Source organism: Plantibacter sp. RU18, assembly GCF_050613355.1.
In the GTDB taxonomy this organism is placed as follows: Bacteria; Actinomycetota; Actinomycetes; order Actinomycetales; family Microbacteriaceae; genus Plantibacter.
On sequence record NZ_CP159618.1, the window covers coordinates 4264089 to 4276359 of the forward strand.

The window sequence follows — 12271 nt, forward strand, 5'->3', positions numbered from 1 at the left end:
TCACAGAACGCCGCCACATAACGATCAACTCCACACATTAGCCGGGGTCCAGCACCGGATGCGGCCTGTTCAGCCGGTCTGTGGCCCGAAAGCAGGAGTTGTGGACAGGATGGTGACGCAACAGGCACAAACAGGCTCGGTGACCGAATCGGGTCACCGAGCCTGTTGAGGGAGGATCGCGCGAGCCTTACGCGCCCTTGAGCCGGGTGGCGAGGTAGGCGTAGAGCTCGTCGATCGCGACGCGCTCCTGCTGCATGCTGTCGCGGTCGCGGACGGTCACGGCGTTGTCCTCGAGCGAGTCGAAGTCGACGGTGACGCAGAACGGCGTGCCGATCTCGTCCTGGCGGCGGTAGCGACGGCCGATGGCGCCCGAGTCGTCGAAGTCGATGTTCCACGAACCGCGCAGCTCGTCGCCGATCTGGCGGGCGAGCGGCGACAGCGCTTCGTTGCGGGACAGCGGAAGGACGGCGACCTTGACGGGCGCGAGGCGCGGGTCGAGGTGCAGCACGGTGCGCTTCTCGATCTTGCCCTTCGCGTTCGGCGGCAACTCCTGCTCCTCGTAGGCGTCGACGAGGAACGCCATGAGCGCGCGCGTCAAGCCGAAGGACGGCTCGATGACGTACGGGATGTAGCGCTCGTTCTTCGCCTGGTCGAAGTAGCTGAGGTCCTTGCCGGAGCTCTCAGCGTGCACCTTGAGGTCGTAGTCGGTGCGGTTCGCGACGCCCATGAGTTCGCCCCACTCGCTGCCGGTGAACCCGAACTTGTACTCGATGTCGACGGTGCGCTTCGAGTAGTGCGCCAGCTTCTCCTGCGGGTGCTCGAACCACCGGATGTTGTCGGGCGTCATGCCGAGGTCGATGAACCAGGCCCAGCAGAGGTCCATCCAGGTCTGCTGCCACTCGTCGTCCGTGCCGGGCTCGACGAAGAACTCGATCTCCATCTGCTCGAACTCGCGCGTGCGGAAGATGAAGTTCCCTGGCGTGATCTCGTTGCGGAACGCCTTGCCGATCTGGCCGATGCCGAACGGCGGCTTCTTGCGCGCCGTCTGCAGCACGTTCGAGAAGTTCGTGAAGATGCCCTGCGCGGTCTCGGGGCGCAGGTAGTGGAGCCCGGACTCGTCGTCCACGACTCCGAGGAACGTCTTCAGTAGGCCCGACATCTGTCGGATCTCCGTCCACTGGCCGATCTTGGAGGGGTGCTCCGGGTCGGGGATGTCGGCGAGGCCGTTCTCCGGCGGGTGGCCGTGCTCTGCCTCGTACGCCTCGAACAGGTGGTCGGCCCGGTAGCGCTTGTGCGTGACGAGCGATTCGGTCAGCGGGTCGCTGAAGACCTTGACGTGACCTGAGGCCTCCCACACCGGGGTGGGCAGGATGACGGCGGAGTCGAGACCCACCATGTCGCCGCGGCCGCGCACGAACGCGTTCCACCACTGCTTCTTGATGTTCTCCTTCAGCTCGACGCCGAGGGGCCCGTAGTCCCACGCCGATCGTGTTCCGCCGTAGATGTCGCCGGAGGGGAAGACGAACCCTCGGTGCTGTGCCAGGGTGACGACGGAATCGAGTCGGGACTGCTCTGCCATGTGGGCCTCTCCATGCCGCGAACCGCGCGGCGGTACCTCTCGGTGCTGACGCCTGGCTGGCGCCCGCTCCCGGGACCCCTCAATGGTACGGGAGGTCGCCTGACCGGCGCCAAACGGCCCCATCGCGACGGCGATGGAGCCGAGGTGTGACGCGGGGTGACGCGGCAAGGACGGATGAAAGCCCGGCCCCGCAGTCGACCCGGGCTGGCGCCGCGGCCATACGATTGACGCATGACCTCGCGCCCCCACAAACTCATTCCACCGACGTTCTCCCGCACACCGTCGCTCGACGCCGAGACCGTCGAGCTCGCCGTCGCGATTGAATTGCCGAGTGGTGTCGAAGCCGTCGGGCTGGCCGTCGCACCGGCCGTTGCCGACGCCCCGGACGATGTGCCGGCGGCGCTCGGCCTCGACCGCGAAGCGCTGACCCGCGCCGGGTTCACCGGCGAGGTCGGCCAGACGCTCGTGATCCCCGGGCAGGACAGCCCCACGTACATCGCCGTCGGCGTCGGGCAGCCTGCGAAGCGCACCGCCGCCGTCCTGCGCGACGTCGCAGCGGCTTTCGCGCGCGCGGCATCGTCATCCGCGAGCATCGGTCTCGACGTCTCCCGCTCCTTCGACATCGATGCGGCATCCGCCGGCCAGGTCATCACCGAAGGTGCCGTCCTCGCCCGCTACCGGTACACGGAGCTGAAGCGCGAATCGAAGCACACCCCGCTCGTCGCGCTGCACATCGTCGCCGGCGCCGAGGACATCGCCGCCACAGCTGCCGGTGCGCACCGCGGCGAGGTGCTCGCCCGCTCGGCGAACCTCGCCCGAGACCTCGCGAACACGCCGCCCAGCCACCTGACCGCGAGTGACCTCGGCGACGTCGCGCTCACCGTCGGCGAGACACACGGCCTCGCGGTCGAGGTGTTCGACAAGGACGCGCTCATCGCCCTCGGCACCGGTGGCCTCCTCGGCGTCAATGCCGGCAGCGTCGAGGAGCCGCGCATGATCCAGCTGCGCTACACCCCGAAGGACGCCGACGGCTCGCCCATCGAACCGACCGGGCACCTCGCCCTGGTCGGCAAGGGCATCATGTACGACTCGGGCGGCATCTCGCTGAAGCCGTCCGACCCGTCCCACGTCTCCATGAAGATGGACATGGCGGGCGCCGGCGCGATCCTGGCCGCGATGACCGCCCTCGAGGAGCTCGGTTGCCCCAGCAGCGTCACCGCGTTCCTGATGTGCACGGACAACATGCCGTCGGGTTCCGCGACGATGCTCGGCGACGTCCTCACCTTCCGCAACGGCATCACCGTGGAGGTCAAGAACACCGATGCCGAAGGTCGCCTCGTCCTCGCCGATGGTCTGAGCCTCGCCGCCGAGGAGGAACCCGACGCGATCGTCGACATCGCCACGCTGACGGGCGCCGCGATCATGGCACTCGGCACGAAGACCGCCGCAGTGCACGGCACCGATCAGGAGATCATCGACGCGACCATCGCGTCGTCGAAGGCAGCCGATGAGCCGCTCTGGCAACTGCCGCTCGAGCGCAGCTACCGCAAGCAGCTCGACTCCGACGTCGCCGACCTTGCGAACATCGGCGGGAGGTTCGCCGGGTCGACGCTCGCAGCACTGTTCCTGGCGGAGTTCGTCGGGGACATCCCGTGGGCGCACCTCGACATCGCAGGCACGATGCTGGTCGACGCCGACGAGTCGTGGCGTCCGAAGGGCGCGACGGGCTACGGCACTCGTCTCCTCATCGACCTGGCCGTCAACTTCAGCGCCTGAGGCTGCACCTCGACAGGCCCGGTCACCGGGGCAGGTTCGCCCGGTGGCCGGGGACACTCGCCCCTGCACCCCGAGCCTGTCGAGGGGTATCCGCCCACACCTTGCTGATCCAGCAAGAAACGAGGGCGATTCTCCGACGCGGGAGGAAGCTTGGGAGATGACCTCCGAGTACCGACACCCGCACCACGAACCCGCGATCGACGACGAGCGGGCGATCACCGATCCAGCCGCGTTCTGGGAGCATCGCTACAGCAGCCGTGGCCAGGTGTGGAGCGGCAAGCCGAACGCTGCGCTGGAACGCGAGACGGCTGCACTCGCACCCGGCACAGCCCTCGAACTCGGCAGCGGTGAAGGCGCAGACGCCGTCTGGCTCGCACGTCAGGGGTGGCAGGTCACGGCCGTCGACATCTCACCGAGCGCGCTGGCCCTCGGCGAGGCGACCGCTCGCGAAGCCGGTGTCGCCGACCGCATCACGTGGGTGCAGGCCGACCTCGTCGACTGGGAACCCACCGCATCGTTCGACCTCGTGACCTCGGCGTTCCTGCACTCCCCCGTCGAGTTCGCCCGCGAGACGGTCCTCCGCCGCACGGCTGCCGCCGTCTCCCCAGACGGTGTCCTGCTCGTCGTCGGTCACGCCGGCCCGCCGCCGTGGGCACCGCCGGAGCACATCGGTCATGCGGCGTTCCCGACCGCCGACGAGGTCCACGCCTCGCTCGAACTCGACGCAGACGACTGGGACGTCATCACCTCGGACACCATCGCTCGTGCGGCGGTCGGCCCCGATGGCGAACCGGCCGAGCTCGACGACACCGTCCTCCTGCTGCGCCGCCGTCCCTGACCCGGCTGAGGCTAGGCCGGCTGGACGTCGATGAGGACCTTGCCGACAGCGTCGCCCTCGACGGCCTCATGGGCGGCAGCCGTCGCCTCGAGGGGGAACCGCACGAGCGGCAGCCCGGCGGCCTCACCGACCGCGAGGACATCGTCGTGCAGGGCAGCGGTGATGTCCTCGGCAGCAGCCGCGAGAGCCTCGTCGCCGATCGTGTACAGCAACAGGAACTGGTAGCGGGCGTTCACGCTCATGTTCGGACGGATCGGAAGCGTCGCCTCATCGCCGCCGTTGTTCGCATAGATCGACACGACGCCATGGTTGGCGAGTACTTCGGCGACGAGCGCGGCGTTCTGCGGGATCGACACCTCGACGACGATGTCGACGCCGTTCGGGGCGACCGCTCGGATCTGCTCAGCAGCGTCCTCGTCTCGGTAGTTGACGGCGTGATGCGCTCCGGCAGCGGTCGCCAGGGCGGCCTTCGCGTCGGAGCTGATCGTGGTGATGACGGTCGCACCGGCCCAGCGCGCGAGCTGGATGGCTGCGTGCCCGACCGCACCGGCACCGCCGGCGACGAGGACGGTCCGACCGGCGAGCGCACCGGCGGACAGGTGAGACGGACCGTTCTCGTGTGTGGTGAGTGCGCGGTGCGCCGTCATCGCGGGGACGCCGAGTGATGCGCCGACGTCGAACGAGACACCGTCCGGGAGGGCGACGACACGGTCGGCGGGCACGACGGTGAACTCCTGTGCAGTGCCGGTCGGGCGGCTGGCCGCAGCCATGAACAGCCAGACGCGGTCGCCGACGCTGAAGCCGTCGACACCCGCTCCGAGCGCATCGACGACACCGGCGCCATCCTGGTTGGGTGTGATCTCCGGGAACGGCAGTCCGTCGCCGTAGGTCCCGCCCTGGCGCGCCTTCCAATCGGTGGGGTTCACGCCGGAGGTGACGACACGGACACGCACTTCACCAGCGCCGGGTTGCGGCACCTCGCGCTCCACGAGGGAGAGGACGGACGAGTCACCGGGCTTGGAGTAGACGATAGATCGCATGCCTTCCGGCAACGGCGAGCACGCGTCGCGTATTCCGCCGGCGTGCTGTGTCGACGAGAACGCCCGCCGCACTCCGAGAGTGCGACGGGCGTCCGGAGCTGCAGTGACTAGTCGGTGCCGGAGTCGAACGCGGCACCCTCGGACGCCAGGTCGGTCGCGCGGTCGAGTGCGTCTGCCTTGGCGTCGACGACCTCGCCGCCAAGGATCTCCTGCGCCTCACCCTGCTCGAGCGTGCCGACGAGGTCGCCCGTCGCGCCGCCGACAAGACCGGCCGCGGCGTACTGCTCGAGACGCGAACGCGAGTCCGCGATGTCGAGGTTGCGCATCGTGAGCTGGCCGATGCGGTCGTCCGGCCCGAAGGCTGCATCGCCGACGCGCTCCATCGAGAGCTTGTCGGGGTGGTAGCTGAGGCTCGGGCCGGAGGTGTCGAGGATCGTGTAGTCGTCGCCGCGACGCAGACGGATGGTGACCTCGCCGGAGACGGCGGAACCGACCCAGCGCTGGATCGACTCGCGCAGCATGAGCGACTGCGGGTCGAGCCAACGGCCCTCGTACATGAGGCGCCCGAGACGGCGGCCTTCGTTGTGGTAGTTCGCGACGGTGTCCTCGTTGTGGATCGCGTTGAGCAGACGCTCGTACGCGATGTGGAGGAGCGCCATGCCGGGGGCCTCGTAGATGCCGCGGCTCTTCGCCTCGATGATGCGGTTCTCGATCTGGTCGCTCATGCCGAGCCCGTGACGACCGCCGATCGTGTTGGCTTCAAGCACGAGGGCGACGGCGTCGGTGTACTCGACACCGTTCAGTGCGACCGGGCGGCCGGCCTCGAAGGTGACGGTGACGACCTCGGATGCGATCGCGACGTCTTCACGCCAGAACGGCACGCCCATGATCGGTTCGACGATCTCGATGCCGGAGCTGAGCTCCTCGAGACGCTTCGCCTCGTGGGTCGCGCCCCAGATGTTGGCGTCGGTGCTGTACGCCTTCTCGGTGGAGTCGCGGTACGGGAAGTCGCGGGCGACGAGCCACTCGCTCATCTCCTTGCGGCCACCCAGCTCGTTGACGAAGTCGACGTCGAGCCACGGCTTGTAGATGCGCAGACGCGGGTTGGCGAGCAGACCGTAGCGGTAGAACCGCTCGATGTCGTTGCCCTTGTAGGTGGAGCCGTCGCCCCAGATGTCGACGCCGTCCTCCTTCATCGCGCGGACGAGCATGGTGCCCGTCACGGCGCGACCGAGCGGGGTCGTGTTGAAGTACGTCTTGCCGGCGTTGCGGATGTGGAACGCGCCGCACTGGAGGGCGACGAGGCCCTCCTCGACGAGCGCCGACTTGGCGTCGACGAGGCGCGCGATCTCGGCGCCGTACTCTTTGGCACGGTCCGGGACGGCACCGATGTTGGGCTCGTCCGCCTGGCCGATGTCGGCGGTGTAGGTGCACGGGATGGCACCCTTCTCGCGCATCCAGGCGACGGCGACGGAGGTGTCGAGACCTCCGGAGAAGGCGATGCCGACGCGCTCGCCGACGGGGAGGCTGCTCAAGACTTTAGACACGCCTGAGATTCTACAAGTTCGCGGCCCGCCCCGTTCGTCCGCCCATACCTGGGCGAGGGGAGCTTGGTCCGCCCGGACATGGGCGAGCGGGGAAGGAAGCGCACGTCGTCATCGACGCCGTCACCAGCGTGAACCCGGGGAAGGTGTGCACGGTGACGGCGTCGACGGCGACGCTGCTGTGAAACCGAACGGATCGGACCAGGTCTGCTCCCGCGCCATTCGGGCTGTGCGGAGGAGTTTCTCAGGTGCTACGGGGTGACGATTCGTCGACCTCGCGTTCAGTGTGGCAGTGGAGTCCGCGATCGCGCAGTACCCAGTCCTGGGGTCATCGGAAGGGGGCGGCGCTGTGCCGCACCCGCCCGCTGAGCCTGTCGACGTGCCTCAGCGAACGACTACCAGATGGTGACGCGTTCCTCGGGAGCGAGCCAGGCGGCATCGCTCTCCGTGACACCGAAGGTCTCGTAGAAGGCGTCGATGTTGCGGACGATCTGGTTGCAGCGGAACTCGTTCGGCGAGTGCGGGTCGATCGACAACAGACGGATGACCTCGGCGTCGCGACCCTTCTGCTGCCAGGCCTGTGCCCAGGAGAGGAAGAAGCGTTCTGCACCCGTGAGGCCGTCGATGACCGGGGGCTCGGCGCCCTCTAGGGACAGCAGGTATGCCTTCCACGCGATGCCGAGCCCACCGAGGTCACCGATGTTCTCACCGATGGTGAGCGCGCCGTTCACGTGGTGGTCCGGGACCTGCTCGGGAGCGAGGGCGTTGTACTGCTCGATGAGCGACGCGGTGCGCTCCTCGAACGCCGCGCGGTCGGCTTCGGTCCACCAGTCGGTGAGCCTGCCGTCGCCGTCGAACTTGGACCCTTGGTCGTCGAAGCCATGACCGATCTCGTGACCGATGACCGCGCCGATCGCCCCGTAGTTGGCTGCAGCGTCGCGACCGGCGTCGAAGAACGGGAACTGCAGGATGGCCGCCGGGAACACGATCTCGTTGAAGCCGGGGTTGTAGTACGCGTTGATCGTCTGGGGCGTCATGAACCATTCGTCGCGATCGAGCGGCTTGCCGATCTTGCCGAGCTCGCGGTCCATCTCGAACCGGCTCGCGCGACGGACGTTGCCCAGGAGGTCGTGGGCGTCGAGGTCGAGCGCCGAGTAGTCGCGCCACTTCACGGGGAACCCGATCTTCGGCGTGAACTTGTCGAGCTTCTCGAGCGCCCGCGTGCGGGTCTCGGGGCTCATCCACTCCAGCTTCTGGATGCTGTCGCGGTACGCCTCGACGAGGAAGCCGACGAGGACGTCCATCTCGCCCTTGGCCTCGGATGGGAAATGACGGTCCACGTAGATGCGACCGACAGCCTCACCGAGCATGCCCTCGACGAGCGAGACGCCACGCTTCCACCGCTCGCGCTGCTGCGGGGTGCCGGTGAGCGTCTTGCCGTAGAAGTCGAAGTTCGCGCGGCCGAACTCCTCGGAGAGGTAGGGAGCAGCACCGTGGACGACCTTCCACACGAGCCAGTCCTTCCACGACTGCAGCTGCTCGGCCACGAGGAGCTCGCCGAGGCCCTCGAGGAAGCTCGGCTCACGCACGACGATCTCGGCGAACACCTGCTCGGAGGCGCCGACGGCGTCGCGCCAGACGTTGAGGTTCGGGCCGTCGAGGTCGGACCCTGCGGCGAGCGCCGCCGCTTCGTCCCAGGTGTAGAGGTTGTAGGTCTTCTCGCTGTCGCGGGTGGCGACGTTGTCCCAGTGCTTCGACGCGATGGCCGTCTCGAGTGCGAAGACGCGGTCTGCTCGGTCGGCAGCGTCATCGACGCCGGCGAGCTCGAACATCGTCTGGAGGTGGGCGCGGTAGGCGTCGCGGATCTCGGCGAAGGTGTCTTCGCGGAAGTAGCTCTCGTCGGGGAGGGTGATGCCGCCCTGCTCCGCGAACACGAGGTACCGCTCGGGGTTGCCCGGGTCGTTGTCGACGAAGAGCTGGAGGAAGCCGCCGACACCCTCGGCCTCGAACTCGCCGGAGAGACGAAGGAACTCCTCGATGGAGGAGACCGATGCGACGCGGTCGAGCTGGTCTGCGAGCGGGGTCGCACCGAGCGAGTTGGCGCGGTCGACGTCCATGAAGCTCGAGTAGAGGGCGCCGATCTTCACCCCTTCTTCACCATCGGGCGCGGACTGCGATTCCTCGATGATGTCGCGCACGGCGTTCTCCGCGTCTTCCGCCAGCTGGTGGAACGAACCCCAGCGGGCCTTGTCGTCGGGGATCTCGGTGCGATCGACCCACTTCCCGTTCACATGCCGGAAGAGGTCGTCCTGCGGCCTCACGGCCGGGTCGAGTTCAGCGGTGTCGATGCCGGAGGCGAGCTGCGCGTCAGTCATGCGGTTCAGCCTATCGAGCGCGTCCGACGATGCATCGGGTGTTCTCTGAGAGCGGTGCACCCGGCCCTCACCGACCTGGTCACCGAGCCTGCCCAGGTGCACACGGATGCCCGCCGCCCTTCGACAAGCTCAGGGAACAGAACCGGCGGCGCCCGAGGGACTACCGTTGCATCACCGGTCGGAAGGAGCCCGCGTGGACTGGTTGGCCGACTTCCCGCCCGGCGTCATCCTGTTGGTCGTGTTCCTCGTCGTCGCGGTGGAGAGCCTCGGGGTTCCGCTGCCTGGCGAGACCGTCCTCATCGCTGCGACACTCCTGGCGACGACGAGTGGTCTGAACCCCGTGCTCGTGGCCGCCGCAGCAGCGGGTGGAGCGATCCTCGGCGATTCCGTCGGCTACTGGGTCGGTAAGCGCTACGGGCGCCGACTGCTCTCCGTCCTGAATCGACGATTCCCGAAACACGTCGGGCCGAAGCGTCTCGGCGCCGCCGTGCACCTCATGCACCGCTTCGGACCGTGGGCGGTGTTCTTCGGGCGGTTCGTCGCCGTGCTGCGCATCTTCTCCGGTCCGCTCGCCGGCATGTTCCGGATGACCTATCCGCACTTCCTCGTCGCGAACGCAGCGGGCGGGATCGCGTGGGCGACACTCGTCGTGACCGTGGTGACCCTGCTCGGCTCGGCGGCCACCGAGCTGCTGCACCGTTTCTCCTGGGCGGCACTCGTGCTCGCGGGGCTGGTCGCCGTGATCGTTGCCGTCGTCCTCGTCTACCGCGCGAGGCGTCGGGCAGCACAACCTGCCGAACAGCGCGCACCGGTCTCGATGACCGAGGCGGAACTCGACGAACTCCTGTCGCCGAACGGAGCAGTGGCGCTCGGCGGGCGGAGTGGGACGACCGGACCGACGACGACGATGGACGGCTCGCCTGCCCCGGCCCGCGCCGACCTGCGTGCGGCCATCGCATCCGTCCTCACCCCGGCGCGCTGGGTGATCCGCCACACCCCGGCCACTGGCGCCTTCGTCACGGTGTTCATCGTGCTCGGCATCGTCACCGGCGGACTCTGGCGTCCGATCGACCAGGCGGCCTGGTACCCGTCGTTCGCCTACGGTGTCGAGAGCCTCACCGACGGACGCTGGTGGACGATCATCACGGGCATGTTCATCACCTCCGACCCGCTCACCTACCTGGTCGCCATCGTGGGCGCTGCGGTGTTCGGTGGCTGGGTCGAGTACCGTTTCGGCACACTGCGCGCGTCGGCCGTCTTCGTGACGGGACACCTCGTGGGCATCCTCGGGGCGCTCGGGATCGCCGCAGCCCTGTCGCCGCTCGACTGGGCATGGGCGCAGTCGCTCGCGACGACTCTCGACGTCGGCCCCAGCTGCGGCATCCTCGCATGTGTCGCGACGGCAACGGCGTTCATGCGCTCCCCGTACCGACTGCGCTGGCGGCTGCTCCTCCTCTCGTGGGTGTCGATCGCGCTCCTCTACGTCGGGACGATCGCCGACCTCGAGCACTTCCTCTCGACGGTCGTGTTCGTCATCGTCGCCCGCGTCGTGATCGGGGAGCACCGTTCGACGCCGCGGCCGACCGAGCGGGACTGGCGACTGTTCGCCGTCTCCGGGCTCCTCATCATCGGCGCCGTGCAGCTGCTCGTCACCCTCGTGCCGCTCGACGGTCCGCTCGGGTCCACGACGTTGACGCAGGGCTCCATCCTCGACGTCGCCCTCGACACGATCGCGATCCTGGTCATCTCGAACTGGCTTCGGCGCGGACACCGCTGGGCATGGTGGGCGGCGATGGTGCTGACGATCGGCAACCTGCTGGTCACGGTCGCGCTCGTCGTGATCGTGTGGCTGGCCGGGGTGCCACTCACCGCCTCGACCATCTGGATCTCGGCAAGCGTCCTGTGGGTCGGCCAGGCGGTGATCCTGACGATGTCGAGGCACGCGTTCCGGGTGGCGGCGAACCAGACGAGACGGCGACTCCCTGGTGCGATCGGCCCCGCGGCCCGACGAGCACGTGCGCACGCGGCCTCTCTCCTCACCGAGCACGGCGGCAGCGCACTCGCGGCCTCGGCGCTGCGCCCGGAGAACCGCGTGTTCGTCACCGCCGACGGCCGGTATGCCATCGCGTATCAGCAGCACGCGGGCGTCGCGCTGGCGCTTGGGGAGCCCATCGGTGCAGCGGGCGTCGCCTCGGCGGCTGCGCAGGCGTACGCGGAGTTCGCGGGGGCCGCAGAGCAGGCGGGGCTGACGCCGGCGGTGTTCGCCGCTCCGGATCGCACGGCCACACCCGAGGGTTGGCGGGTGTCGCCGCTCGGGCGCGATCTCGTCCTCAGTGTCGGCGCCGCAGAACGTGCGCAGGTCGACGCCGCGCTGCCTGCCACCACCGGCACACCGACCTCGGTCGTCCTCGATTCCAGTGGCCTGCCCTGGGAGTTGCGGAGCCAGGTCCGGGCACTGTCTTCGGTCTGGGCGTCAGATCGCCATGTGCCCGAGCTGGGTCTGACCGTCGGCGTGAGCACGGATCCGACCGGTGCCGCGACTTCCGGCGTGCGTGTCTCGGTCGTGACCGATGCCTCAGGTGCCGTGCTCGCGGCGGTCACGTGGCTTCCGGTTCCAGGGCCCGACGGGCAGATCCGGGGCTGGGCGCTCGACATCGTGCGCCGAGCGGTTCCCGTCGCCGCCGCCGCGAACGGCCCCGCGGCGAGTGGGGCTTCCGAGGAGACCATCGGCGCTGCGGTCGACCGGGCTCTCGTCGACGCGGTTGCGCGCTTCACCGCCGAAGGCGCCGAGACGATCTCCTTCGCGGCCTCCGGCCTCGCGCAGGACGGCACCGAGCCCGACGGGGTCGCTGTGCGCACGATGGCGGGCATCGCCCACCGGGTCGACCCCCTCTACGGTTTCGCGGAGATCGCCGCCGTCGCCGAACGCCTGGGGGCGCAGCCGGTCCCGCTGTTCCTGTTCTGCCGCGAGGACGGCGATCAGCCCCGGGTCGCCTATGCGGCAGCCGCCGGGTTCCTCACGGGCATCCGTCTCCGCGACCTCCCCGCGCTCAGCGGCTCGCTCCTCGTGCGGTGAGCGAGCGTGACCGAGAGCCCGTCGGAGGGCACGGATAGGCTCG

General features: G+C 68.8%; 7 protein-coding genes. 3 read left to right on the plus strand and 4 right to left on the minus strand.

Going from position 1 to position 12271, the window contains the following annotated elements:
• Positions 1-187: 187 nt before the first annotated feature.
• Positions 188-1579, minus strand: coding sequence for a glycine--tRNA ligase (locus tag ABMA10_RS20275; RefSeq protein ID WP_347870426.1), 1392 nt, complete (start codon positions 1577-1579; stop codon positions 188-190).
• Positions 1580-1810: 231 nt separating this feature from the next.
• On the opposite strand from ABMA10_RS20275, the gene ABMA10_RS20280 reads away from it, so the two are divergent.
• A complete protein-coding gene (locus tag ABMA10_RS20280) occupies positions 1811-3355 on the plus strand; it encodes a leucyl aminopeptidase (RefSeq protein ID WP_347870427.1) in 1545 nt (514 codons plus the stop codon).
• Positions 3356-3512: 157 nt separating this feature from the next.
• Positions 3513-4193, plus strand: a complete 681-nt coding sequence (locus ABMA10_RS20285) for an SAM-dependent methyltransferase (RefSeq protein WP_347870428.1) — start codon at positions 3513-3515, stop codon at positions 4191-4193.
• 11 nt (positions 4194-4204) lie between these two features.
• Here ABMA10_RS20285 and ABMA10_RS20290 read toward each other — a convergent pair whose 3' ends face one another.
• From ABMA10_RS20290 to ABMA10_RS20300, 3 genes are all read right to left on the minus strand, one after another.
• Entirely contained in the window at positions 4205-5233 is a 1029-nt protein-coding gene (locus ABMA10_RS20290) for an NADPH:quinone reductase (protein ID WP_347870429.1), read from the minus strand.
• Positions 5234-5340: 107 nt separating this feature from the next.
• A complete protein-coding gene (argG, locus tag ABMA10_RS20295; RefSeq protein WP_347870430.1) occupies positions 5341-6780 on the minus strand; it encodes an argininosuccinate synthase in 1440 nt (479 codons plus the stop codon).
• 392 nt (positions 6781-7172) lie between these two features.
• Positions 7173-9152, minus strand: a complete 1980-nt coding sequence (locus ABMA10_RS20300) for a M13 family metallopeptidase (RefSeq protein ID WP_347870431.1) — start codon at positions 9150-9152, stop codon at positions 7173-7175.
• Between the two features lie 193 nt (positions 9153-9345).
• On the opposite strand from ABMA10_RS20300, the gene ABMA10_RS20305 reads away from it, so the two are divergent.
• Complete coding sequence (locus ABMA10_RS20305; protein ID WP_347870432.1) at positions 9346-12228, plus strand: VTT domain-containing protein; 2883 nt, start codon at positions 9346-9348, stop codon at positions 12226-12228.
• Positions 12229-12271: the final 43 nt, after the last annotated feature.